Consider the following 24,373-nt stretch of genomic DNA (forward strand, 5'->3'; position numbering starts at 1 on the left):
ATAACACTAAAAAAGGAGTAACGATGTATACCCTCACCTGGCTTCCCCCTTATGACTGGCAGTGGATGTTTGGCTTTCTTGGCGCGCGTGCGGTAACGGGCATTGAAACCGTCACGCACGACTACTACGAGCGCAGTTTTGCCTGCGAAGGACATCAGGGGATCTTCCGCGTGACTCCGGATATCGCCACCCATACGCTGACCGTGATCCTCAGCCCGGGGTTAATTCCGGTTGCGCAGACGTGCCTTGAACGCATCGAACGCCTGTTCGATCTTGCCTGCAATCCGCAGCGCATCGCGGAGACGCTGGGCGATCTCGGTGCTGCCCGGCCAGGCTTACGTTTGCCGGGAGCGATGGATGCGTACGAGCAGGGCGTTCGGGCAATTCTCGGACAGCTGGTGAGCGTGGCGATGGCGGCGAAGCTGGCGTCGCGCGTGGTGGCGTTATGCGGCGAACCCGTGGCGGATTGCCCGGGCTATCTCTGCTTCCCCACGCCGCAGGCGCTGGCGGCAGCGGATCCTCTGGCGCTGAAAGCGTTAGGTATGCCGGTAAAGCGTGCGGAGTCGCTGATTCATCTGGCGCAGTCGGTCATCGACGGGACGTTTCCGCTTTTCCCACCCGCGAACATAGAGGAGGGGATGAAGGCGCTACAGCAGCGGCCGGGTATAGGGCGCTGGACGGCAAATTATCTGGCCCTGCGCGGCTGGCAGGCGAAAGATGTATTTCTTCCGGATGATTACCTGATTAAACAACGGTTTGCCGGGATGACGCCCGCGCAAATTCGTCGTTATGCCGAGCGCTGGCAGCCGTGGCGCTCTTACGCGCTGCTGCACATCTGGTACACCGACGGCTGGTCGCCGTCAGTTGATGGCGAAATAGCTGGTGTTGAGCAGTAGATCCAGCGGCTGCGGCTCGGCGATGGTGTCACCAAAGATAAAATCAATGCCGATGCCGGAGAGCGTATCCATCATGATGGGCTGGTTGCAGGGGCCCGCGATGGTTTTCATTCCCAGACGCTGGGCGTGGCCCTGCACAATGGTCACCATCATCTCATCCATCAGATTGCCATACACGTTGCTTACCACCTCAGCGTCCAGCATCAGATAGTCGGCCATATTCGCTGTCAGGTGGGTAAAGACGTTCATGTCGCGTCCCACCTGGCTGAAGATCACGCGGCAGCCCGCCTGGCGAAGCTTTTGCAGACTCCGCTGCAGGTTCTTATCCGGGCTGCACACCACATCAGCAGAGATAACCAGATGTAGCAGACGACCCGGCATGGGGCTTTTATCCAGCAGGTCGAGAAGCTCATCGACCAGCGTCACGCTGGCTAAACCAGCCTCAGAAAGCGGCAGTGCCACACCCATGCCTTTACTGGCGATCTGGGCGGCATAGGTGCGGAAAAACTCGCTAAAAATACGTCTGTCGAGGGCGTGCAAAAGCTCAGGTTCCGCCAGACCCGAGCGGAAAGCATGCTCTTCCTGGACTTCGCCCTGACTGGTCCACAGGCGTAACGACAGCAGCCAGAAATTACTGCTTTCCGGGATGCGCGGGGAGGCGACGCTGCGGGCAATTATCATCAGGTGATTGTCTTTAATCATGTGCCACTGTTCATCAAGCGACATCATGTTGCGCGTGTGGTGATCCCGCTCCTGCTGGGGTTCGTAAACCGTCACCATGCCGCGCCCGCTGTTTTTTGAGGCATAACAGGCAATATCCGCCTGCGACATGATCTCCGACGCCTGATGGTTATTTTCATCAATCAGCGTGATGCCGGCGCTGGCGCCGATCCGGTGCAGGCGGCCTTCCCACATAAAGTGATAGTCATTGATCGTGTGGATCAGGCGACCGGCAATATAGCGCGCGCTTTCAATATTGCAGTCCGGTAACAGTAAGCCGAACTCGTCCCCGCCCAGACGCGCCAGCACGTCGCTGGAGCGGAGCATGGTCAACATCAGGGAAGAGAGTTCCCGCAGCAGGGCATCGCCCGCCGCGTGGCCTGCCGTATCGTTGACGGCTTTGAAGCGATCGAGATCGATAAAGACCAGAGCATGACGCTGGCGCGTTTCGCGAACGGTCTGCAGGAGGCGTTTGAGATGATTTTCGAAGCTGACCCGGTTTGCCAGATGGGTCAGGGCGTCGTGGGAGGCGCTATAGCTGAGCTGGCGCAGCATTTTGCGCGACTCGGTCACGTCCTGAATCACGATAACCGAGCCAATATTCTGCCCATCCAGCGTGCTGAGCGGCGTAATGCTGTAATGAATATCGAAATTTCCACCGGTACGGCAGTTCAGCACCACGTCCTGATCGATATCGGAACGGGACATATCGCCGCTGTGAATATTCTCCATCAGCGGCCCTTTTTCACCAAAGGTGATGTGCAACACCTTCAGGATCGGCTGGCCGATAGCCTCGGTCTGCAGCCAGCCGCTCATTTTCTCTGCCACCGGGTTCATAAAGGTGACGTTCATGTTGATATCGGTACACAGTACCGCTTCACCGATGGAATCGAGGGTGATGTGCAGACGCTCTTTTTCCTGGAAGAGGGCTTCGTTGAGCTGCTTAACCTCGGTCATGTCCATGTTGATGCCGAGCAGCCGTTCGACCTCACCCTGCTTATTAAGCACCCGGTTCGCCAGGGAGCGAATATGGCGCACGCCTTCCTTCACGCGAATGCGAAATTCCAGCTTAAACGGCAGACGGGAAATCAGAGAGTCCCGCAGCACCTTCTCTGCGTGGGCGCGATCTTCCGGCAGCATTGTGTCATGCCAGAGCTGCCAGGTGGGCTTGATGTGCGGCGGGATTTCATACAGCTCAAACATCCGCTTGTCCCAGCTGATAATGTCTGGCTCCAGATCCCACTCCCAGATGCCGATGCCGCCCGCTTCGTTAGCCAGCGTAATGCGCTCCATCAGGCGCTTATTGACCCATTCGGTCTGCTTCAGGTCGTTAATGTCTTCAATCTGGGCGATAAAATAGAGCGGCGAGCCGTCGGCATGACGCACGACGGAGACGGCCAGCAGCGCCCAGACCACTTCCCCGTCGCGGGTGTAATAGCGCTTCTCGAGGGTATAGGTATTGATATCGCCATTGACCAGCTGTTCAAGCTGTTCCAGGTCGGTGTGCAGATCTTCCGGCCAGGTGAGCTGCTGGAAGGTCAGCGACTGGAGCTCAGTCTGGCTGTAACCGAGGAAATTGCACAGCGCCTTGTTAGCCTGAAGCCATTTGCCCTCAATGCTGACCAGCGCCATACCGATGGCCGAATACTCCATCGCATTGCGGAAGCGCTCCTCGCTTTCGGTGATGTGTTTGCGCTCGGCGCGGAAGGCGTACATCACCATGGTCATCACGTTAGCGGGCAGGAGCAGCATCAGGAACGGCAGCCAGGGGGCGTTCAGCATCGGCCCGGCGTGCTGCGTGGTCAGCGCCAGAGGGTTACGGGCAATCATCAGCGACACAACCATTACGGTGACCAGAAACACCATGAACGCTTCCATCCGTGGCAGGCGCACGGCGCTCCACATCAGCAGAACAATCACGCAGGTGAAAGGCCACGGCAGCCAGGTGATGGCTGCCCAACTGAGGGCTAACGTTACGGCCAGCGTGGTCAGCGTTTCCAGCAGCAATCTCGGGTCACGGTGGCGCAGCAGATAATGGGGTTTAAACAGCAGGCCCAGCGGCACCAGCGCCAGCGCGCCAATGGCTTCTGACAACACCCAGACGAAGAAATTGCGCAGGGGTTCAGGGCCGGGTGCCAGCAGAGACACCAGAATACCGCCCACCAGCGGCGGAACCAGCGCGCTGCCGATGGCCACGCGGATCCAGTCGTTCAGATTCTGCAGCGGGTTGTACCACGGGAGCCATTTGCGCAGAAACAGCGCGCCGATAGCGGCCTCAATGACGTTGATAGAAGGGTAGATGAAGCTGACCGACCCCCATGAAAACAGCATCCACGAGGCCAGAACATTGCCGAACGAACAGGCCAGGGCGATTCCCGGCCACATTTTCCCCGCATGGCGGTAAAACGCCACCATCATAATGGCGGTGGGGAACCAGAGCGGGGCCAGCAGGGTACCGAAGCGGGTGAGCTCCAGCGAAAATAAGGTAAAGATAAAGGTGACCAGGCCCAGACAGACAAGTCGTATTAGAGGATGTGGGGTGGTAACCAAAACCCGCTGGTATTGTTTATTCATTACCGCTTTATCCAGAGACGTCATGCCGTCAGGGAAGATGTCCGAACGCGTGAATTTGATAATTTGGTTTATGCTAGTACAAACAATTTACAATTCATATGGTGACCGCTCAGAATTTGACACCATAGACTTATTAAATACTTACTCCGTTAAAAAAAACGATTAAACGCTGAAAAAACGTTCATTTAAATTTCACTCAGGGAATAAAACGTCACTTTTCGGCCAGTCTCGCAGAACCTGTGCATTCGACTGGTATCACGCCCGCGAAATCCCTATAATTGCCGCGTTTGACGCTCCGGCGTCGTCCTTCCTTAACATCCAGGTTAATCAGGTCGCTAAATTTATGACTGATAAGTCTCATCAGTGCGTCATTATAGGCATCGCCGGCGCATCGGCTTCAGGTAAAAGTCTAATTGCCAGTACGCTTTATCGCGAACTGCGTGAACAAGTAGGTGATGAGCATATCGGCGTCATTCCCGAAGACAGCTATTACAAAGATCAATCCCATCTGTCGATGGAAGAACGCGTCAAAACCAACTATGACCACCCCAATGCGATGGATCACAGCCTGCTGTTCCAGCATTTAGAAGCGCTTAAGAGCGGCCAGGCGATTGAGCTGCCCGTTTACAGCTACGTAGAACACACCCGCACCCAGGAAACCATCCGCATCGAGCCGAAAAAGGTCATTATCCTTGAAGGCATCCTGCTGCTGACCGACGCCCGCCTGCGTGAATCCATGAACTTCTCTATTTTCGTTGATACCCCGCTGGATATCTGCCTGATGCGCCGCATCAAGCGCGACGTGAATGAACGTGGCCGTTCGATGGACTCCGTTATGGCGCAATACCAGAAAACGGTCCGCCCGATGTTCCTGCAGTTTATTGAGCCATCCAAACAATACGCCGATATCATCGTGCCGCGCGGGGGTAAAAACCGCATTGCTATTGATATCTTAAAAGCGAAAATCAGCCAGTTTTTTGAATAAGCCGCGTGAATTGTGTACCGTTCAGAGATAACCTGGTTTTACCCTGAGCGCTTACCGCTTCAGGGTACGATGCATGAAAGGAGAAAGTGCCATGCGTCTTTGTGATCGCGATATAGAAGCCTGGCTGGATGAAGGCCGTTTGTCTATTACCCCACGTCCACCTGTTGAGCGTATCAATGGCGTGACCGTTGATGTACGGTTAGGTAATAAATTCCGCACCTTTAGCGGCCATACCGCACCGTTCATCGACCTCAGCGGGCCGAAGGACGAAGTTAGCGCCGCGCTCGATCGCGTGATGAGTGATGAAATCGTTATCGACGACGGCGAAGCCTTTTATCTGCATCCGGGTGAACTGGCGCTGGCGGTCACATTTGAATCCGTCACTCTGCCTGCGGACCTCGTCGGCTGGCTTGATGGCCGCTCTTCGCTGGCACGACTGGGACTGATGGTCCACGTGACCGCGCACCGTATCGATCCAGGCTGGTCGGGGCGTATCGTACTGGAGTTCTTCAACGCCGGTAAATTGCCGCTGGCGCTGCGCCCGGGGATGATGATCGGCGCGTTGAGCTTTGAACCGCTGTCAGGCCCGGCAGATCGTCCTTATAACCGTCGGCAGGACGCAAAATATCGCGACCAGCAGGGCGCGGTTGCCAGCCGTATTGATAAAGACTGATCGTTAGCCCATTGAGGATGCCATGAGAAGAGTTCTGACAACGCTGATGATTTTGCTGGTGGTGCTGGTGGCCGGCCTTTCGGCGTTGGTTCTGCTTGTTAACCCTAACGATTTCCGCGCTTACATGGTGCGGCAGGTCGAGGCACGCAGTGGTTATCAACTGAAGCTTGACGGGCCGCTGCGCTGGCACGTCTGGCCGCAGCTCAGCATTCTCTCTGGCCGCATGTCGCTTACGGCACCGGGGGCGTCCCAGCCGCTGGTGTCCGCAGACAACATGCGCCTTGATGTGGCGCTGTTCCCGCTCATTTCCCATCAGCTGCAGGTTAAACAGGTGATGCTGAAAGGCGCGGTGATTCAGCTCACCCCGCAATCCGAAGCCGTGCGCGATGCAAATGCACCGGTTGCGCCGCGCGAAAATACCCTGCCTGATGAGCCGTCTGATACAGGCTGGTCCTTTGATATCGGCAAGCTGAAAGTGGCCGATAGCGTGTTGGTTTTCCAGCATGAGCACCAGGAGCAGGTGACCGTTCGCAACATTAACCTGCAGATGGAACAGGATGCGCACCATCTTGCGTCGGTGGCGTTTAGCGGGCGCGTGAATCGCGATCAGCGCGATTTGACCCTGTCGCTGAATGCCAGCGTCAATGCCTCAGACTATCCGCACCAGCTCACCGCTGACATTCAGCAACTGGACTGGCAGCTGACGGGGGCCGATCTTCCCACCCAGGGGATCACCGGGCAGGGAACGCTGCAGGCCGTCTGGCGCGAAGAACAAAAGCAGCTGGAGCTGGATAATCTCAACCTGCAGGCAAATGACAGTAGCCTGAAGGGGCAGGCGAGCGTTACGCTCGAAGAGAAGCCGAAGTGGGTGCTGAATCTGCAGTTTGACAAGCTCAATCTGGAAAACCTGCTGCCGCCGCTGCCAGCCAGCGCCACCGACAGCGATGCCACGCAGACGGGGCAAAGCCAGGCACCGGTATCGCGTCCGGTTATCTCGTCTAATCTTGATCAACCTGACTATAACGCCCTGCGCGGATTCACGGCGGATATTCTGCTGAAAGCCAATAGCCTGCGCTGGCGCGGTATTGATTTTACCGACGTGAGCAGCCAGATGTTTAACCATAACGGTTTGCTGGTGATCTCCGAACTGAGCGGTAAGATGGGCGCAGGGAACCTCTCGCTGCCCGGCACGCTGGATGTCCGTAAAGACATTGCCAGCGCCGAATTCCAGCCGCGTCTCGACAACGTTGAGATAGGTACCATCCTGAAAGCGTTTAACTACCCGATATCCCTGACGGGTCAGTTGACGCTAGCGGGTGACTTCTCAGGCACGAAAATTGATGCCGATGCTTTCCGCCGCGAGTGGCAGGGGCAGGCGCATCTTGATCTGAAAAACTCCCGTATGGAAGGGCTTAACTTCCAGCAGCTGGTGCAGCAGGCGGTTGAGCGCAGCAGCGATGTGAAAGCGCAGGATAACTATGACAGCGCCACGCGCTTCGACAGCTTCACCGCGGACCTGACGCTGGACAACGGACAACTTTCTCTCGACGGAATGCAGGGCACCTCTTCACTGTTATCAATGACGGGTGACGGTAAGCTGGATCTGGTGAAAGAGACGGCGGACACGCGCTTTAACGTGCGGGTACTTTCAGGCTGGCAGGGTGAGAGCAAGCTCATCGACTTCCTGAAAGAGACGCCGGTTCCGCTGACCGTATATGGTAAATGGCAGGCCCTGAATTACAGCCTGCAGGTGGATCAGATCCTGCGTAAGCATCTGCAGGATGAAGCGAAACGTCGGCTTAGCGGCTGGGCGGATCGTAATAAAGATTCACAGGACGGCAAGGATGTGAAAAAGCTGCTGGATAAGCTGTGATGCCTGTTGCGCCGGGTGGCGGCTTCGCCTTACCCGGCCTACAAAAACCGAACATCGTAGGCCGGGTAAGCGAAGCGCCACCCGGCTTTTTTATACCTCGAAATCCAGTTCTTCCTCATCCCGCAGCGGAATGAGCTGAACCTTCTGCACGCGATGGTTTTCAATCTGCAGGGTTTTCAGCAGATAGTCGCCCACCTGAACCTCTTCCCCCGGCTGCGGGATACGCTGCAAATACTCCATCAGCAGACCGGCAATGGTGTGATATTCCCGCTTTTCATCCAGCGGCAGCGGGACATATTGCACCAGATCTTCCAGCGGCATATGGCCGTTAGCCGTCCACGAACCGTCTGCGTTTTTCTGAATGTCGTGGCGGGCATCAATCTCATCCACCTCGTTTGGCAGATTACCGGCGATGGTTTCCATCACGTCGCTGAGCGTGACCAGCCCTTCCACCGAACCAAACTCATCCACCACAAAGGCAAAGTGCGTGCGCGCGTTACGGAATTGCTCAAGGGCGGAGAGCAGCGGTAGCCCCTCCGGGAAGACCAGCGGCTGGCGTACCAGCACGCGCAGATTGAGCGCCTCGCCGTGCAGCTGCTGCTGGAGCAGGTCAATAACGTGCACCACGCCCAGCAGCTCCTCTTCCTCTTCACCGCCGGTCACCACCACGCGGGTGTGCTGGTTTTTATCCAGCAGGGCGCGAATGTGCTCTTCGGGTGCCGTCAGGTCGATATGTTCAATGTCATGTCGTGAGGTCATGATGCTGCTGACCGTCCGCTGGTTCAGATTGAGCACTCGCTCAATCATCCGCCGTTCCTGCGGGTCAAAGATCAGCCCGTCGCTGTGGTCGGCCAGCATGGCTGAGGATTCGGCGTCCAGCTCCGCATCCTCTTTCTTACCGCTTAACAGGCGCATAACCGTGTCTGCCGTACGCTGGCGCAGGGTCTGATTCGCGGACAGGAAGCGGCGGCGGTTAAATATCGCCAGCTGGTTAAGCGCTTCAATCATGACGGAGAACCCGATGGCGGCATACAGGTAGCCTTTCGGAATATGGAAGCCAAAACCGTCGGCCACCAGGCTAAAGCCAATCATCAGCAGGAAGCTCAGACAGAGAATGACGATTGTCGGGTGACTGTTCACAAACCGTGTGAGCGCCTTGCTGGCCATCACCATCAGGGTGATGGCGATAATCACCGCGGCCATCATCACCGCAAGGTGGTCCACCATCCCGACGGCGGTGATCACCGAGTCCAGGGAGAAGACCGCATCCAGCACCACGATCTGCGCTACCACCGGCCAGAATTTCGCCCCGCGGCGCTGGGTTGGGTTCTCGCTGTCTTTGCCTTCCAGCCGCTCGTTGAGTTCCACGGTGGCTTTGAACAGCAGGAACAACCCGCCGAAGAGCATGATGAGATCGCGTGCGCTAAAACTCAGACCGTGAATGGAGAACAGTGGCTGAGTGAGCGTGACCAGCCAGGAGATAGAGGCCAGCAGCAGTAACCGCATCACCATCGCCAGCAGCAGACCCGTCACGCGCGCGCGGTCGCGCTGGGAAGGGGGCAGTTTTTCAGCGAGGATGGCGATAAAGACCAGATTATCAATCCCGAGCACTAACTCGATGACGACCAGCGTAACCAGCCCGGCCCAGATTGAGGGATCGGCAATCCATTCCATAGTAATAGTAATACCTTCTGTTATATGACGAATGTCACACTTCGATCATGGATAAAGCTGGGGGAAATTGCAATGCCGGGCTGAGATTTCTCTTAATACAAGGGGTAAAAAAGAGAGCATTCTCAACAGGGTGTAAATAAGCGAAATACGTATATTTAATTACAAAGAAAGCATTTTAGGATATATCGCAGATAATGGTTTTTAGTCTCTTTTTGTCAATATAAAGAAATTCCTAAAAGGTCAAAAATTTGCTCTTAATATTAATCTTAAAAACTGATATTAGGACAGTTGTCTCCTTGCCTGCTATTAGGTTAGCTGCAACAATTCTCCCAGCATCAAATGTTAAATCTCGGTGTTGCTATTAATGTTCGGTCTTCAGGGATGGTTATTCATTATCCGTCTGGTTTCTCAAGCGGCTGATATATTTCCAGAAGACCTTGCTCAAGAGGGTGTCTATCCATAACACATTGTTTAGTCAGTGGATTGGTAACTGAAAGCCAAGGGCGGTAGCGTGCCTGAAAGCGTGTGAATCAGCCCCGATTATTCTGTCAATAGCCAATGGATGAATAAGCTTTTTTTAGGACTGATGCCAGTTATATTTCTATTTGATTAACTGCATGCTGAAACCCAATACGACTCGAGCTTATTTAAATTGCACAGGGTAATTACTCTGCCAAAGTGATAAATAATCAATGATGAAATCCAAAATGAAATTGATGCCATTATTGGTGTCTGTGACCTTGATGAGTGGTTGCACGGTCTTTCCCGGCAGCAATATGTCAACAATGGGTAAGGATGTGATCAAGCAACAGGATGCCGATTTTGATCTCGACAAAATGGTGAATGTTTATCCACTTACGCCTCGTCTGGTCGAACAATTACGTCCACGTCCGAATGTTGCCCAGCCGAATATGTCGCTGGACCAGGAAATTGCGTCCTACCAGTACCGCGTGGGGCCGGGTGACGTGATCAACGTGACCGTCTGGGACCACCCGGAACTGACCACGCCAGCGGGCCAGTACCGCAGCTCAAGCGACACCGGTAACTGGGTGCAGTCAGATGGCACCATGTTCTATCCCTACATTGGTAAAGTCCATGTTGCAGGGAAAACGCTTGCCGAGATCCGTAGTGATATTACCGGCCGCTTAGCGCAGTACATCGCCGATCCGCAGGTGGACGTTAATATCGCCGCATTCCGCTCGCAAAAAGCCTATATCTCCGGCCAGGTGAACAAATCCGGCCAGCAGGCCATCACCAACGTTCCTCTGACCGTACTGGATGCCATTAACGCCGCGGGCGGGTTAACCGACGGCGCCGACTGGCGCAACGTGGTACTCACCCACAATGGGAAGGAGCAGCGCATTTCGCTGCAGGCGCTGATGCAAAACGGCGATCTGACCCAGAACCGTCTGCTCTATCCGGGCGACATTCTCTACGTGCCGCGCAATGACGATCTGAAAGTCTTCGTGATGGGTGAAGTGAAGAAACAGAGCACCCTCAAAATGGACTTCAGCGGTATGACCCTGACCGAAGCGCTGGGCAATGCTGAAGGTATCGATCTGACGACCTCTAACGCGACCGGTATCTTCGTGATCCGTCCGCTTAAAGGTGAGGGCAGTGCGAAAGGCAAGATTGCCAACATCTACCAGCTGGATATGTCCGATGCGACCTCTCTGGTGATGGCGACGGAGTTCCGTCTTCAGCCATACGATGTGGTGTACGTCACCACCGCGCCGGTTGCCCGCTGGAACCGTCTGATCAACCAGTTGCTGCCAACCATCAGTGGCGTTCGCTACATGACGGATACGGCGCGCGACATTCATACCTGGTAATCCGCGATGTTTAACAAAATTCTGGTGGTATGCGTGGGGAACATTTGCCGTTCCCCCACGGCTGAACGGTTGTTGAAACACTACCAGCCCGAACTGACCGTTGATTCGGCAGGGCTGGGTGCACTGGTCGGTAAAGGTGCCGATGAGCGCGCTACGAGCGTGGCGCGGGATCATCACCTCTCTCTCGACGGCCACGTGGCCCGCCAGGTCACTGGCCGCATGTGCCGGGAGTATGACCTGATCCTGACGATGGAAAAACGCCATATTCATGCGCTGTGCGAGATCGCTCCGGAGATGCGCGGCAAGGTGATGCTGTTTGGTCACTGGGACAATGAACGTGAAATCCCCGATCCGTATCGCAAAAGCCATGAGGCCTTTGAGGCGGTTTACACCTTACTTGACCAGTCTGCCCAACAGTGGGCGCAGGCACTGAAAGTTCAGCAGGGATAACAATGACAGAAAAAACAAGACCTTCTGCCGCCCCGATTTCGGGCAGTGATGAAATTGATATTGGGCGCCTGGTCGGCACTGTTGTAGAGGCAAAGTGGTGGGTGCTTGGCATTACCGCCGTATTTGCCGCGGCGGCCGTCGTCTACACGCTGTTCGCCACCCCTATCTACAGCGCCGACGCGCTGGTGCAGATCGAGCAGAATACCGGCAACTCGCTGGTGCAGGACATCGGTTCCGCGCTGGCGAACAAGCCGCCGGCATCCGACGCCGAAATTCAGCTCATCCAGTCACGTCTGGTGCTGGGTAAAACGGTTCACGACCTCGGGCTCGATATCTCCGTCACCAAAAATACCTTCCCGGTCTTTGGTGCCGGCTGGGATCGTCTGATGGGGCGAAGCAACGACACGGTGAAAGTGACTGACTTCGTGCTGCCGAAAGGGGCTGCCGATCAGACGTTTACCCTGACGGTGCTTGGTCCGAAACAGTACCAGCTAACCAGCGACGCAGGTTTTAGCGCGCGCGGTGTAGTAGGGCAGATGCTGACCAAAGACGGCGTCAGCATGATGGTCAGCGCGATCAACGCCCAGGAGGGCGGTGAATTCACCGTCACCAAATTCTCCACGCTGGGGATGATCAACAATCTGCAGAACAACCTGACCGTCACCGAAAACGGTAAGGACACCGGCGTGCTGAGCATGACCTTTACCGGTGAAGATAAGGATCAGATCCGCGACATCCTGAACAGCATTACCCGCAACTATCTTGAGCAGAACGTTGAGCGTAAATCGGCGGAAGCGGCGAAAAGCCTGGCCTTCCTTGCGAAACAGCTCCCGGAAGTACGCGGCCGTCTGGATGATGCCGAGAACAAGCTGAACGCCTACCGTCAGGATAAAGACTCCGTTGACCTGCCGCTGGAGGCGAAATCGGTCCTCGATTCGATGGTTAACATTGATGCGCAGCTCAACGAGCTGACCTTCAAAGAGGCGGAGATTTCCAAGCTTTATACCAAACGTCACCCGGCCTACCGCACGCTGCTGGAGAAACGCCGTACGCTGGAAGAAGAGAAAGCGAAGCTCAATGACCGCGTGACCGCGATGCCGAAAACGCAGCAGGAGATCGTGCGTCTGACCCGCGACGTGGAGTCCGGACAGCAGGTTTACATGCAGCTGCTGAACAAGCAGCAGGAGCTGAAAATCACCGAAGCCAGTACCGTGGGTGACGTGCGCATCGTCGACCCGGCTATTACCCAGCCTGGCGTACTGAAGCCGAAGAAAGCGCTGATCATTCTCGGCAGCATTATTCTCGGCCTGATGCTCTCTATCGTGGGCGTGCTGTTGCGTTCCCTGTTCAACCGCGGTATCGAAAGCCCGCAGGTGCTGGAAGAGAGCGGTATCAACGTCTATGCCAGCATTCCGCTGTCTGAGTGGCAAAAATCCCGTGACAGCGTCAAAACCATCAAGGGCGTTAAGCGTTACAAACAGAGCCAGCTGCTGGCGGTGGGTAACCCGACCGACCTCGCTATCGAAGCGATCCGTAGCCTGCGTACCAGTCTGCACTTCGCCATGATGCAGGCCAAAAACAACGTCCTGATGTTAACCGGCGTTAGCCCGTCAATCGGTAAAACCTTCGTCTGCGCCAACCTGGCGGCGGTGGTCAGCCAGACCAACAAGCGCGTGCTGCTGATCGACTGTGATATGCGCAAGGGCTATACCCACGAACTGCTGGGCACCAACAACGTTAACGGTCTGTCGGAAATCCTGCTCGGCAAAGGCGACATTAGCCAGAGCGCGAAACCAACAACGGTGCCGAAATTTGACCTGATCCCACGCGGTCAGGTGCCGCCTAACCCGTCCGAGCTGCTGATGAGCGAACGCTTCACCGAGCTGGTGGAGTGGGCGAGCAAAAACTACGACCTGGTGCTGATCGATACGCCGCCAATTCTGGCCGTGACCGACGCGGCCGTTGTTGGCCGCCATGCGGGCACCACGCTGATGGTAGCGCGTTACGCGGTGAACACCCTGAAAGAGGTGGAAACCAGCCTGAGCCGCTTCGAGCAGAACGGCATTGAGGTGAAAGGGGTGATCCTGAACTCCATCTTCCGCCGCGCGACCGGGTACCAGGATTACGGGTATTACGAGTACGAATATAAGTCTGACAGTAAATAAAAAAACACACCCCACACCCCTCACCCTAACCCTCTCCCCAAAGGGGAGAGGGGACTGTTCGGTGCTGGATTTGGGGGACGAACGTAATGATAACCACTGGCTGCCTTTCACCCTCTCCCCTTTGGGGAGAGGGCCGGGGTGAGGGGAAAAAATGACCACACAACGCCCTTTAGTTTCAATCTATATGCCGACATGGAATCGTCAGCAGCTGGCGATCCGCGCAATCAAGTCGGTGTTACGTCAGGATTACGATAACTGGGAGCTGATCATCGTTGATGACTGCTCTTCCTCGTATGAACAGCTGCAAAAGTTTGTGACTGACCTCAACGACCCGCGGGTGGTCTATACGCATAACGCCATTAACTCCGGCGCATGTGCGGTGCGTAATCAGGCGATTATGCAGGCCAAAGGGCAGTATCTGACCGGTATCGACGACGATGACGAATGGACGCCGAACCGTCTGTCTATCTTCCTGTCGCATAAAGAACAGCTGGTTACGCACGCTTTTCTGTATGCCAACGACTATGTCTGCCAGGGCGAAGTTTACTCGCAGCCCGCCAGCCTGCCGCTGTATCCGAAATCACCATACTCTCGCCGCCTTTTCTACAAGCGCAACATTATTGGTAACCAGGTCTTCACCTGGGCGTGGCGTTTCAAAGAGTGCCTGTTCGATACCGAACTCAAGGCCGCGCAGGATTACGATATCTTCCTGCGCATGGTGGTGGAATACGGTGAACCGTGGAAAGTGGAAGAGGCCACGCAGATCCTGCACATCAACCACGGGGAGATGCAAATCACCTCCTCGCCGAAAAAGTTCTCCGGCTACTTCCATTTTTACCGCAAGCACAAGGACAAGTTTGACCGTGCCAGCCGCAAATATCAGCTCTTTACCCTCTATCAGATCCGCAATAAGCGCATGAACTGGCGCACGCTGCTGACGCTGCTTTCCGTGCGTAACGGCAAGCGCCTGGCTGACGGGCTTCGGGGGAAATAATGTTTCTGGAAGATTGCCGCGCTAACAGCTGGAGCCTGCGTCCGTGCTGCATGGTTCTGGCGTACCGCATCGCGCACTTTTGCTCGGTGTGGCGTAAGAAAAACGTCCTGAACAACATCTGGGCGGCACCCATGCTGGTGCTGTATCGCATCATCACCGAATGCTTTTTTGGCTATGAAATCCAGGCCGCTGCCACCATTGGCCGCCGCTTTACCATCCACCACGGCTATGCGGTGGTGATCAACAAGTTCGTGGTCGCCGGGGATGATTTCACCATTCGTCATGCGGTCACCATTGGCAACCGTGGGCCTGACAGCCTGGCCTGCCCGGTCATCGGCAATAACGTCGAGCTGGGGGCGAACGTGGTGATCGTTGGTGACATCACGATTGGTAATAACGTCACGATTGGTGCTGGCAGCGTGGTGCTGGACAGCATTCCGGATAACGCGCTGGTGGTGGGAGAAAAAGCCCGCGTGAAGGTGATTAAATGAACATTCTGCAATTTAACGTACGCCTCGCAGAAGGCGGAGCGGCAGGCGTGGCCCTGGATCTGCACCAGCGCGCGCTGCAAAAAGGACTTCAGTCGCGTTTTATTTATGGCTACGGCAAAGGCGGCAAGAAAAGCGTCAGCCACGATAACTTCCCGCAGGTGCACAAGCACACGCCGCGTCTGACCTCGATTGCCAACATCGCGCTGTTCCGCCTGTTTAACCGCGATCTGTTTGGCAACCTGAACAATCTTTACCGCACGGTGACCCGCACCACGGGCCCGGTTGTGCTGCATTTTCACGTGCTGCACAGCTACTGGCTGAATCTGGAAGAGGTGGTGGCGTTTTGTCAGAAGGTGCAGGCCCACAAGCCCGACACCCGTTTTGTCTGGACGCTGCACGATCACTGGAGCGTAACCGGGCGCTGCGCGTTTACCGACGGTTGCGAAGGCTGGAAAGATAACTGCCAGAAGTGCCCGACGTTAAGCAACTATCCGCCGGTGAAGGTGGATCGCGCGCATCAGCTGGTGGCCGGAAAGCGTCAGCTGTTCCGCGACATGCTCTCGCTCGGCTGTACGTTTATCTCTCCAAGCCAGCACGTGGCCGATGCCTTCAACAGCCTGTACGGGGCAGGGCGCTGTCAGATTATCAACAACGGCATCGACGTGGCGACGGAAGCCATTCTTGCGGAGCTGACCCCGGTGGCGGAAACCGCAGGCAAACCGAAAATCGCTATCGTTGCGCATGACCTGCGCTACGACGGTAAAACCAACCAGCAGCTGGTGCGCGACATGATGGCGCTGGGGGACAAGATAGAGCTTCATACCTTCGGCAAGTTTTCACCGTTCGAAGGGGCCAACGTGGTGAACCACGGGTTTGAGACCGACAAGCGCAAGCTGATGAGCGCGCTGAATGAAATGGACGCGCTGGTGTTCAGCTCTCGCGTGGATAACTACCCGCTGATCCTCTGCGAAGCGCTCTCAATCGGCGTGCCGGTGATTGCCACCCACAGCGATGCGGCGCGTGAAGTGCTGGAAAAATCCGGCGGGAAAACCTTCACGGAGCAGGAGGTCCTGCCTCTGGTACAGCTGCCGAAGGCGCAGATTGCTGAGATCGTTTTTGGCACTGACCTGGAATCGTTCCGCAACCGCAGCCGCAAGGCCTACAGTGGACAACAGATGCTGGAGGAGTATGTCTCGTTCTATCAGAGTCTGTAGTTATCTGCTGCTGCCGCTGATCTACCTGCTGGTCAACGTCAAAATTGCCCAGCTCGGCGAAAGCTTCCCGATAACCATCGTGACCTTCTTGCCCGTTCTGCTTCTGCTGTATGTCGATAAAATCAACCTGAAGAAGCTGATGATTGCCTTAGGGCTGGGCACGGGACTGACGCTGTTTAACTACATCTTTGGCCAGTCGCTGGATGCCAGTAAATACGTCACGTCAACCATGCTGTTTGTTTATATCGTCATTATTATCGGTATGGTCTGGAGTATTCGGTTTAAAACTATTTCTCCACACAATTATCGGAAAATCCTTAGGTTCTTTTATATTGCCGTTGCGTTAATTGTTATGCTTGCTGCCATGGAGATGGCGCAAATTATTCTAACCGGTGGCAGCAGCCTGATGGAGATAATTTCGAAATATCTCATTTACAGTAACAGCTATGTATTGAACTTCATCAAGTTTGGCGGGAAGCGTACTACAGCCCTCTATTTTGAACCGGCGTTTTTCGCTCTGGCGTTAATCTCAATTTGGCTCAGCATCAAACAGTTTGGTATCAAAACGCCTAAGACCGATGCTATGATTCTTGCAGGAATTGTTCTGTCTGGATCGTTCTCAGGGGTAATGACATTTATCCTGTTTTACCTGCTGGAGTGGGCGTTCCAGTACCTGAACAAAGATGCGATTAAGAAAAAACTGCCGCTGGCGATTATCTCTCTGACGGTATTTATGGTAGGCGTGATATTTGCCTTCCCGTACATCTCAGAACGTCTGGGTGATTTGGGAACGGAAGGATCTTCGTCCTATTATCGCATCATTGGGCCACTGGTGATGGTGGGTTATTCCTTAACCCATATTGATGGGGTAGTAAGATTCGGCTCACTTTACGAATATGTTGCATCATTCGGAATCTTTAACGGTGCGGATGTCGGTAAAACCATAGACAATGGTCTGTATCTGTTAATTATTTATTTTTCGTGGTTCGCCGTACTGTTGACCCTGTGGTATCTGTTTAAAGTTTTCAAAATGATGATTAACGCGTTTGGTGATAACCAGAACTTTCGCGTTCAGCTTTATCTTTTTACTCCGGTGTCGCTGTTTTTTACCGGGTCAATATTTAGCCCGGAATATGCTTTCTTGATTGTCTGTCCGTTTATTCTGCGCAAGGCGCTTAATATTACGAACGTATGACGAAATGAGGTGATTTATGTTTCTTAGCGTCATTACTGTCGCTTTTCGTAATTACGAAGGGGTGGTAAAAACCTGGCGCTCGCTGCGCAACCTGGCGCGCGATCCAAGCCTCACCTTTGAGTGGATTGTGGTCGACGGCGGCTCGAACGATGGCACGGCGGAGTTTCTGGAAAAACTCAACGGTGAGTTCAACTTACGCTACATCAGCGAGAAAGATAAAGGCATCTACGATGCGATGAATAAAGGCATCAACATGGCACAAGGCCGTTATGCTATCTTCCTGAATTCGGGCGACATTTTCCATGATGACGTGGCGCTGTTTGCCCGTCAGCTGGCGCGCCAGAAAGAGGATGCCATGTATATTGGCGATGCGCTGCTCGATTTTGGCGACGGACATAAAGTGTGCCGCAGCGCGAAGCCAGGCTGGTATATCTATCACAGCTTACCGGCCAGCCATCAGGCCATTTTCTTCCCGGTAAAAGGTCTGAAAAAACAGCCTTACGATTTGCAGTATAAAGTGTCTTCGGATTATGCACTGGCTGCCAGCTTGTATAAATCAGGTTACCCGTTCCGTCGAATTAAAGGGCTGGTATCTGAATTCTCAATGGGCGGCGTGTCAACGTCTAATAATCTGGAATTGTGCCAGGACGCCAAAAACGTACAGCGTAAAATATTACGCATGCCGGCATTTTGGGCGGAATTGTCTTATTTATTACGCGTGCGCACCACGGGTAAAACGAAAGCCTTATATAACAAAGCCTGAATATAAGGAAACGTAATGCAGGATCTGAAAGGTTTCTCCGTACCGAAAGGTTTTCGGGGCGCGGGCGGTATTAAAGTGCAGCTGTGGTGGGCCGTTCAGGCCACCTTATTTGCCTGGTCACCGCAAATACTGTACCGCTGGCGAGCATTTTTATTGCGCCTGTTTGGCGCAAAAATAGGAAAAAACGTAGTCATCCGACCTTCGGTAAAAATTACCTATCCGTGGAAATTAACGCTTGGGGATTACGCCTGGGTAGGGGATGACGCGGTGTTATATACCCTGGGCGAGATTACGATTGGCGCAAATTCGGTGGTTTCACAGAAATGTTATTTGTGCACCGGCAGCCACGATTTTATGAGTCAGCATTTTGATATTACCGCTTCGCCTATTGTGATTGGCGAAAAATGCTGGCTGGCAACGGATGTTTTTGTTGCACCGGGTGTTTCTGTTGGCGATGGCACGGTAGTCGGTGCCCGCAGCAGCGTTTTTAAATCGCTACCGGCAAATAAAGTTTGCCGTGGCAACCCCGCAGTGGTGATACGCGAACGCGTTGAAACTGATTAAATTCATAAGTAGAGGAATATAAACATGTCTAAAGTCGCTCTCATCACCGGCGTTACCGGGCAGGATGGTTCTTACCTGGCAGAGTTTCTGCTGGAAAAAGGTTATGAAGTGCACGGTATTAAACGTCGTGCGTCTTCTTTCAACACCGAACGTGTGGATCATATCTATCAGGATCCTCACGCGGCGAACCCGAAATTCCACCTGCACTACGGCGACCTGACCGATACCTCCAACCTGACCCGTATCCTGCAGGAAGTGCAGCCGGATGAAGTGTACAACCTGGGCGCGATGAGCCACGTAGCGGTCTCCTTCGAGTCCCCGGAATACACCGCTGACGTTGATGCCATGGGTACGCTGCGTCTGCTGGAAGCGATCCGCTTCCTCGGCCTTGAGAAGAAAACTCGCTTCTACCAGGCATCCACCTCTGAGCTGTACGGTCTGGTGCAGGAAATCCCACAGAAAGAGACCACGCCGTTCTACCCGCGCTCTCCGTATGCGGTAGCAAAACTGTACGCCTACTGGATCACCGTGAACTACCGTGAATCCTACGGCATGTACGCCTGTAACGGCATCCTGTTCAACCACGAATCTCCACGTCGTGGCGAAACCTTCGTGACCCGCAAAATCACCCGCGCTATCGCCAACATCGCGCAGGGTCTGGAGTCTTGCCTGCACCTCGGCAACATGGATTCCCTGCGTGACTGGGGCCATGCCAAAGACTACGTGAAAATGCAGTGGATGATGCTGCAGCAGGAACAGCCAGAAGACTTCGTGATTGCGACCGGCGTGCAGTACTCCGTACGTCAGTTCGTTGAAATGGCCGCGGCACAGCTGGGCATCAAACTGCGCTTTGAAGGTACCGGCGTGGAAGAGAAAGGTATCGTTGTGTCCGTGACCGGCCACGATGCACCGGGCGTGAAGCCAGGCGACGTGATTGTGCAGGTTGACCCGCGCTACTTCCGTCCTGCTGAAGTAGAAACCCTGCTGGGTGACCCAACCAAAGCGCACGAGAAGCTGGGCTGGAAACCAGAAATCACTCTGCAGGAGATGGTTTCCGAGATGGTTGCCAAAGATCTTGAAGCAGCGAAAAAACACTCCCTGCTCAAGTCTCATGGCTACGAGGTTGCCATCGCGCTGGAGTCCTGAGAATGACAAAACAACGTATTTTTGTCGCCGGTCATCGCGGAATGGTGGGTTCCGCGATTGTGCGCCAGCTCGAGCAGCGCGGTGACGTAGAAGTGATTGTCCGCACCCGCGACGAGCTGAACCTGCTCGACAGCCGTGCGGTACAGGACTTCTTTGCTAACGAACGCATTGACCAGGTGTATCTGGCGGCGGCGAAAGTGGGCGGCATTGTTGCCAACAACACTTACCCGGCGGATTTCATCTACGAGAACATGATGATCGAGAGCAACATCATTCACGCGGCGCATCTGCACAACGTGAACAAGCTGTTGTTCCTCGGCTCGTCCTGTATCTACCCGAAAATGGCGAAGCAGCCGATCGCCGAAAGCGAGCTGCTGCAGGGCACGCTGGAAGCAACCAACGAGCCGTACGCGATTGCCAAGATTGCCGGGATCAAGCTGTGCGAGTCCTACAACCGTCAGTACAACCGCGACTATCGTTCGGTGATGCCGACCAACCTGTACGGACCGCACGACAATTTCCACCCGAGCAACTCGCACGTGATCCCGGCGCTGCTGCGCCGCTTCCACGAGGCGACCGCCGAGAACGCACCGGACGTGGTGGTGTGGGGCAGCGGTACGCCGATGCGTGAATTCCTGCACGTGGACGACATGGCTGCCGCCAGCATTCACGTGATGGAGCTGGATCGCGAGGTGTGGCAGGAGAATACAGAGCCGATGCTGTCGCATATCAACGTCGGTACCGGCGTGGACTGCACCATTCGCGAGCTGGCGCAAACCATCGCGCAGGTAGTGGGTTACAAAGGTCGCGTGGTGTTTGACGCCACCAAGCCGGACGGTACGCCGCGCAAGCTGCTGGACGTGACCCGTCTGCATCAGCTGGGCTGGTATCACGAGGTGTCACTGGAGCAGGGACTGGCCAGTACCTACCAGTGGTTCCTGGAAAACCAGCACCGCTTCCGGGGGTAACGATGTTTTTAAGTCAGGAAGATTTTGCCACGGTAGTGCGTTCCACTCCGCTCATCTCAATTGATTTGATCGTGGAGAACGAACGCGGCGAGTTCTTGCTGGGGAAACGAACCAACCGTCCTGCACAGGGCTTCTGGTTCGTGCCCGGCGGGCGCGTGCAGAAGGATGAGACGCTGAGCGATGCGTTTGAGCGTCTCACTCTGGCGGAACTGGGCCTGCAGCTGCCGATGGCGGCGGGCCAGTTTTACGGGGTCTGGCAGCACTTCTATGACGATAACTTTTCGGGCACCGGGTTCACCACGCACTACATCGTGCTGGGGTTCCGCCTGAAGGTGAGTGAGGCAGACCTGCGTCTGCCTGATTCTCAGCATGACGACTACCGCTGGCAGACGCCAGAGGCGCTGCTGGCCAGCGACAATGTGCACGACAACAGCCGTGCCTATTTCCTGGCCGATCGTCAGTCCGGAGTGCCGGGCTTATGAAAATTTTAGTGTACGGAATCAACTACTCGCCGGAGCTAACCGGCATCGGGAAGTACACCGGCGAGATGGTCGAGTGGATGGCGAGCCAGGGACATGACGTGCGGGTCATTACCGCGCCGCCGTACTACCCGGAATGGAAAGTCGGGGAGCGCTACTCAAGCTGGCGCTACCGTCGCGAAGAGGGTGCAGCGACCGTCTGGCGCTGCCCGCTGTATGTGCCTAAGCAGCCCTCGACGCTGAAACGGTTGATTCATCTCGGCAGCTTTGCCCTGAGCAGTTTCTTCCCGCTGATGGCACAGCGTCGCTGGAAGCCGGATCGCATCATCGGCGTGGTGCCAACGCTGTTTTGCACGCCGGGCATGCGCCTGCTGGGCAAACTCTCCGGCGCGCGCACCCTGCTGCACATTCAGGATTATGAAGTTGACGCCATGCTGGGCCTGGGGATGGCAGGCAAAGGCAAAGGCGGCAAGGTGGCTAAGCTCGCCAGCGCGTTTGAGCGCAGTGGTTTACACAACGTGGATTACGTCTCAACGATTTCGCGCTCGATGATGAACAAGGCGCAGGAGAAGGGCGTCCCGGCGGAGAAGGTGATCTTCTTCCCGAACTGGTCCGAAGTGGCGCGTTTTCGCGACGTGACTGAGCAAGACGCTCAGGCGCTGCGCGCGCAGCTTGGTTTGCCTGAAGATCAAAAAATCATTCTTTACTCAGGCAACATCGGCGAAAAGCAGGGGCTGGAGAGTGTGATTGAAGCGGCCCAACTGCTGAACCAACATCCGTGGACGTTTGTGATTGTCGGGCAGGGTGGTGGAAAAGCGCGGCTGGAAAAAATGGTCGGCGAACGCGGCCTGACCAACGTGAAATTTTTCCCGCTTCAGTCTTACGAGGCACTGCCTGCGCTGCTGAAGATGGGTGACTGCCATCTGGTGGTGCAAAAACGCGGTGCCGCGGATGCGGTGCTGCCGTCCAAGCTGACCAACATTCTGGCAGTGGGCGGCAACGCGGTGATTACGGCAGAAGCCGAAACAGAATTAGGCCAGCTGTGTGACAGCTATCCGGGCATTGCCGTGTGCGTGGAGCCGGAATCGGTCCCGGCGCTGGTCACCGGAATTGAGCAGGCACTTGCCATGCCAAAAGTGAACACGGTGGCACGTGAATATGCCGAACGCACGCTCGAGAAAGAGAACGTGCTGAGCCAATTTATTGCAGATATACGGGGATAAATCATGAGTCAAACCACTTTGTATCCGGTTGTGATGGCTGGTGGCTCTGGTAGCCGGTTGTGGCCGCTGTCCCGCGTGCTCTATCCAAAACAGTTCCTCTGTCTGAAAGGGGATCTCACCATGCTGCAGACGACGGTCAACCGTCTGCACGGCGTGGAGTGTGAAAGCCCGGTGGTAATTTGTAACGAACAGCACCGCTTTATTGTTGCCGAGCAGCTGCGCCAGCTGAACAAACTTACTGAAAACATCATCCTGGAGCCTGCCGGTCGTAACACCGCGCCTGCGATCGCCCTGGCGGCGCTGGCGGCAAAACGCAGCAGCCCGGACTGTGACCCGCTGATGCTGGTTCTGGCGGCAGACCACGTTATCCAACAGGAAGACGCATTCCGCGACGCGGTCCGTGCGGCCATTCCTTACGCCGAAAGCGGCAAACTGGTGACCTTCGGCATCGTGCCGGATCTGCCGGAAACCGGCTACGGCTACATCCGTCGCGGCAGCGTGGCGCCGGGTGAAGGCGACAGCGTGGCGTTTGACGTGGCGCAGTTTGTCGAAAAACCGAATCTGGAAACCGCGCAGGCCTACGTTGCCAGCGGTGAGTATTACTGGAACAGCGGGATGTTCCTGTTCCGCGCCGGACGCTATCTGGAAGAGCTGCGCAAATACCGCCCGGATATTCTGAACGCCTGCGAGAAAGCGATGGCGGTGGTGGACCCGGATCTCGACTTCATCCGCGTGGATGAAGAGGCGTTCCTCGCCTGCCCGGAAGAGTCCATTGACTACGCGGTGATGGAGCGCACGGCAGATGCCGTTGTGGTGCCGATGGATGCGGGCTGGAGCGATGTGGGCTCCTGGTCCTCCCTGTGGGAGATCAGCGCCCATACCCCGGAGGGTAACGTCCATCACGGCGATGTCATTAGCCACAAAACGGAAAATAGCTACGTCTACGCCGAGTCCGGCCTGGTCACCACGGTCGGGGTGAAAGATCTGGTGGTTGTCCAGACCAAAGACGCCGTGCTGATTGCCGACCGTAACGCCGTGCAGGACGTTAAAAAAGTGGTGGAGAAGATTAAGGCGGATGGTCGCCACGAGCACCATATTCACCGCGAAGTGTACCGTCCGTGGGGGAAATATGACTCCATTGATTCCGGTGACCGCTATCAGGTGAAACGCATCACCGTGAAGCCGGGCGAGGGGCTGTCGGTACAGATGCACCATCACCGTGCCGAGCACTGGGTGGTGGTGGCGGGTACCGCCAAAGTCACTATCGACGGTGAAGTCAAACTGCTGGGTGAAAACGAGTCCATTTATATTCCGCTGGGGGCGACGCACTGTCTGGAGAACCCGGGGAAAATTCCTCTCGACTTAATTGAGGTGCGTTCCGGCTCGTATCTGGAAGAGGACGATATCGTGCGCTTCCAGGACCGCTACGGGCGGGTGTAGCACTCTGCATTATGCCCGGTGGCGCTGCGCTTACCGGGCCTACGAATGACAAAA

At 55.4% G+C, this 24,373-nt stretch carries 20 protein-coding genes; 18 read left to right on the forward strand and 2 right to left on the reverse strand.

From position 1 onward, the window contains the following. The first annotated feature begins 23 nt into the window (after positions 1 to 23). Positions 24 to 896: a DNA-3-methyladenine glycosylase 2 gene (gene alkA, locus AC0TNG_RS06850; protein WP_248165191.1), complete on the forward strand. Its 873-nt coding sequence runs from the start codon at positions 24 to 26 to the stop codon at positions 894 to 896. Here alkA and AC0TNG_RS06855 read toward each other — a convergent pair. After that, entirely contained in the window at positions 861 to 4,190 is a 3,330-nt protein-coding gene (locus AC0TNG_RS06855) for a diguanylate cyclase (protein ID WP_061714791.1), read from the reverse strand. The two genes, alkA and AC0TNG_RS06855, sit on opposite strands and share 36 nt — an antisense overlap. A 343-nt stretch (positions 4,191 to 4,533) precedes the next feature. Here AC0TNG_RS06855 and udk point away from each other — a divergent pair, with 343 nt between their 5' ends. From udk to asmA, 3 genes are all read left to right on the forward strand, one after another. Beyond that, the gene (gene udk / locus AC0TNG_RS06860) at positions 4,534 to 5,175 is read left to right on the forward strand and encodes a uridine kinase (RefSeq protein WP_008500855.1); all 642 of its coding nucleotides are present in this window, start codon (positions 4,534 to 4,536) and stop codon (positions 5,173 to 5,175) included. Positions 5,176 to 5,266: 91 nt separating this feature from the next. Then, complete coding sequence (dcd, locus tag AC0TNG_RS06865; protein ID WP_024908111.1) at positions 5,267 to 5,848, forward strand: dCTP deaminase; 582 nt, start codon at positions 5,267 to 5,269, stop codon at positions 5,846 to 5,848. A gap of 22 nt (positions 5,849 to 5,870) precedes the next feature. Beyond that, complete coding sequence (gene asmA, locus AC0TNG_RS06870; RefSeq protein WP_024908110.1) at positions 5,871 to 7,721, forward strand: outer membrane assembly protein AsmA; 1,851 nt, start codon at positions 5,871 to 5,873, stop codon at positions 7,719 to 7,721. Positions 7,722 to 7,811: 90 nt separating this feature from the next. On the opposite strand, the gene AC0TNG_RS06875 is transcribed toward asmA, so the two are convergent. Then, positions 7,812 to 9,395, reverse strand: a complete 1,584-nt coding sequence (locus AC0TNG_RS06875; protein ID WP_023312406.1) for a TerC family protein — start codon at positions 9,393 to 9,395, stop codon at positions 7,812 to 7,814. A gap of 692 nt (positions 9,396 to 10,087) precedes the next feature. Here AC0TNG_RS06875 and AC0TNG_RS06880 point away from each other — a divergent pair. The 14 genes from AC0TNG_RS06880 (at position 10,088) to cpsB (ending at position 24,319) form a co-directional block, all read left to right on the forward strand. Beyond that, the gene (locus tag AC0TNG_RS06880) at positions 10,088 to 11,227 is read left to right on the forward strand and encodes a polysaccharide export protein (protein WP_014170829.1); all 1,140 of its coding nucleotides are present in this window, start codon (positions 10,088 to 10,090) and stop codon (positions 11,225 to 11,227) included. Positions 11,228 to 11,233: 6 nt separating this feature from the next. Next, entirely contained in the window at positions 11,234 to 11,677 is a 444-nt protein-coding gene (gene wzb / locus AC0TNG_RS06885; RefSeq protein ID WP_024908109.1) for a low molecular weight protein-tyrosine-phosphatase Wzb, read from the forward strand. Between the two features lie 2 nt (positions 11,678 to 11,679). Beyond that, positions 11,680 to 13,842, forward strand: a complete 2,163-nt coding sequence (wzc, locus tag AC0TNG_RS06890) for a tyrosine-protein kinase Wzc (protein ID WP_061714794.1) — start codon at positions 11,680 to 11,682, stop codon at positions 13,840 to 13,842. A gap of 151 nt (positions 13,843 to 13,993) precedes the next feature. Further along, complete coding sequence (gene wcaA, locus AC0TNG_RS06895) at positions 13,994 to 14,836, forward strand: colanic acid biosynthesis glycosyltransferase WcaA (RefSeq protein WP_023312403.1); 843 nt, start codon at positions 13,994 to 13,996, stop codon at positions 14,834 to 14,836. Beyond that, the gene (gene wcaB / locus AC0TNG_RS06900) at positions 14,836 to 15,327 is read left to right on the forward strand and encodes a colanic acid biosynthesis acetyltransferase WcaB (RefSeq protein ID WP_473713343.1); all 492 of its coding nucleotides are present in this window, start codon (positions 14,836 to 14,838) and stop codon (positions 15,325 to 15,327) included. The genes wcaA and wcaB overlap by 1 nt, the downstream gene beginning before the upstream one ends. Next, positions 15,324 to 16,541: a colanic acid biosynthesis glycosyltransferase WcaC gene (gene wcaC, locus AC0TNG_RS06905; RefSeq protein ID WP_048992951.1), complete on the forward strand. Its 1,218-nt coding sequence runs from the start codon at positions 15,324 to 15,326 to the stop codon at positions 16,539 to 16,541. The genes wcaB and wcaC overlap by 4 nt, the downstream gene beginning before the upstream one ends. Continuing rightward, positions 16,516 to 17,736 carry a colanic acid polymerase WcaD gene (gene wcaD / locus AC0TNG_RS06910; RefSeq protein ID WP_048992950.1) on the forward strand — a complete coding sequence of 407 codons (1,221 nt, stop codon included), beginning with the start codon at positions 16,516 to 16,518 and terminating at the stop codon, positions 17,734 to 17,736. Before wcaC ends, wcaD begins: the two co-directional genes overlap by 26 nt. A 16-nt stretch (positions 17,737 to 17,752) precedes the next feature. After that, positions 17,753 to 18,499, forward strand: a complete 747-nt coding sequence (wcaE, locus tag AC0TNG_RS06915; RefSeq protein ID WP_473713344.1) for a colanic acid biosynthesis glycosyltransferase WcaE — start codon at positions 17,753 to 17,755, stop codon at positions 18,497 to 18,499. A gap of 15 nt (positions 18,500 to 18,514) precedes the next feature. Next, positions 18,515 to 19,063 carry a colanic acid biosynthesis acetyltransferase WcaF gene (wcaF, locus tag AC0TNG_RS06920; protein WP_048224018.1) on the forward strand — a complete coding sequence of 183 codons (549 nt, stop codon included), beginning with the start codon at positions 18,515 to 18,517 and terminating at the stop codon, positions 19,061 to 19,063. Positions 19,064 to 19,087: 24 nt separating this feature from the next. After that, entirely contained in the window at positions 19,088 to 20,209 is a 1,122-nt protein-coding gene (gmd, locus tag AC0TNG_RS06925; protein ID WP_014884502.1) for a GDP-mannose 4,6-dehydratase, read from the forward strand. A gap of 2 nt (positions 20,210 to 20,211) precedes the next feature. Then, positions 20,212 to 21,177 (forward strand): GDP-L-fucose synthase, encoded by a 966-nt coding sequence (gene fcl / locus AC0TNG_RS06930; RefSeq protein ID WP_024908102.1) that lies wholly within the window; start codon positions 20,212 to 20,214, stop codon positions 21,175 to 21,177. A 2-nt stretch (positions 21,178 to 21,179) separates the two neighbouring features. Further along, positions 21,180 to 21,659 (forward strand): GDP-mannose mannosyl hydrolase, encoded by a 480-nt coding sequence (locus AC0TNG_RS06935; RefSeq protein ID WP_024908101.1) that lies wholly within the window; start codon positions 21,180 to 21,182, stop codon positions 21,657 to 21,659. Beyond that, entirely contained in the window at positions 21,656 to 22,879 is a 1,224-nt protein-coding gene (gene wcaI, locus AC0TNG_RS06940; RefSeq protein WP_290093373.1) for a colanic acid biosynthesis fucosyltransferase WcaI, read from the forward strand. The genes AC0TNG_RS06935 and wcaI overlap by 4 nt, the downstream gene beginning before the upstream one ends. 3 nt (positions 22,880 to 22,882) lie before the next feature. Further along, the gene (gene cpsB / locus AC0TNG_RS06945) at positions 22,883 to 24,319 is read left to right on the forward strand and encodes a mannose-1-phosphate guanyltransferase (RefSeq protein ID WP_024908099.1); all 1,437 of its coding nucleotides are present in this window, start codon (positions 22,883 to 22,885) and stop codon (positions 24,317 to 24,319) included. The last annotated feature ends 54 nt before the right edge of the window (positions 24,320 to 24,373 follow it).

It is taken from the genome of Enterobacter sp. PL_is514 (assembly GCF_055816715.1).

Excerpts from the sequence above, each read along its gene's own strand:
- alkA (WP_248165191.1), top strand. The coding sequence starts at position 24 with ATGTATACCCTCACCTGGCTTCCCCCTTATGACTGGCAGTGGATGTTT.
- AC0TNG_RS06855 (WP_061714791.1), bottom strand. The coding sequence starts at position 4,190 with ATGAATAAACAATACCAGCGGGTTTTGGTTACCACCCCACATCCTCTA.
- udk (WP_008500855.1), top strand. The coding sequence starts at position 4,534 with ATGACTGATAAGTCTCATCAGTGCGTCATTATAGGCATCGCCGGCGCA.
- dcd (WP_024908111.1), top strand. The coding sequence starts at position 5,267 with ATGCGTCTTTGTGATCGCGATATAGAAGCCTGGCTGGATGAAGGCCGT.
- asmA (WP_024908110.1), top strand. The coding sequence starts at position 5,871 with ATGAGAAGAGTTCTGACAACGCTGATGATTTTGCTGGTGGTGCTGGTG.
- AC0TNG_RS06875 (WP_023312406.1), bottom strand. The coding sequence starts at position 9,395 with ATGGAATGGATTGCCGATCCCTCAATCTGGGCCGGGCTGGTTACGCTG.
- AC0TNG_RS06880 (WP_014170829.1), top strand. The coding sequence starts at position 10,088 with ATGATGAAATCCAAAATGAAATTGATGCCATTATTGGTGTCTGTGACC.
- wzb (WP_024908109.1), top strand. The coding sequence starts at position 11,234 with ATGTTTAACAAAATTCTGGTGGTATGCGTGGGGAACATTTGCCGTTCC.
- wzc (WP_061714794.1), top strand. The coding sequence starts at position 11,680 with ATGACAGAAAAAACAAGACCTTCTGCCGCCCCGATTTCGGGCAGTGAT.
- wcaA (WP_023312403.1), top strand. The coding sequence starts at position 13,994 with ATGACCACACAACGCCCTTTAGTTTCAATCTATATGCCGACATGGAAT.
- wcaB (WP_473713343.1), top strand. The coding sequence starts at position 14,836 with ATGTTTCTGGAAGATTGCCGCGCTAACAGCTGGAGCCTGCGTCCGTGC.
- wcaC (WP_048992951.1), top strand. The coding sequence starts at position 15,324 with ATGAACATTCTGCAATTTAACGTACGCCTCGCAGAAGGCGGAGCGGCA.
- wcaD (WP_048992950.1), top strand. The coding sequence starts at position 16,516 with ATGTCTCGTTCTATCAGAGTCTGTAGTTATCTGCTGCTGCCGCTGATC.
- wcaE (WP_473713344.1), top strand. The coding sequence starts at position 17,753 with ATGTTTCTTAGCGTCATTACTGTCGCTTTTCGTAATTACGAAGGGGTG.
- wcaF (WP_048224018.1), top strand. The coding sequence starts at position 18,515 with ATGCAGGATCTGAAAGGTTTCTCCGTACCGAAAGGTTTTCGGGGCGCG.
- gmd (WP_014884502.1), top strand. The coding sequence starts at position 19,088 with ATGTCTAAAGTCGCTCTCATCACCGGCGTTACCGGGCAGGATGGTTCT.
- fcl (WP_024908102.1), top strand. The coding sequence starts at position 20,212 with ATGACAAAACAACGTATTTTTGTCGCCGGTCATCGCGGAATGGTGGGT.
- AC0TNG_RS06935 (WP_024908101.1), top strand. The coding sequence starts at position 21,180 with ATGTTTTTAAGTCAGGAAGATTTTGCCACGGTAGTGCGTTCCACTCCG.
- wcaI (WP_290093373.1), top strand. The coding sequence starts at position 21,656 with ATGAAAATTTTAGTGTACGGAATCAACTACTCGCCGGAGCTAACCGGC.
- cpsB (WP_024908099.1), top strand. The coding sequence starts at position 22,883 with ATGAGTCAAACCACTTTGTATCCGGTTGTGATGGCTGGTGGCTCTGGT.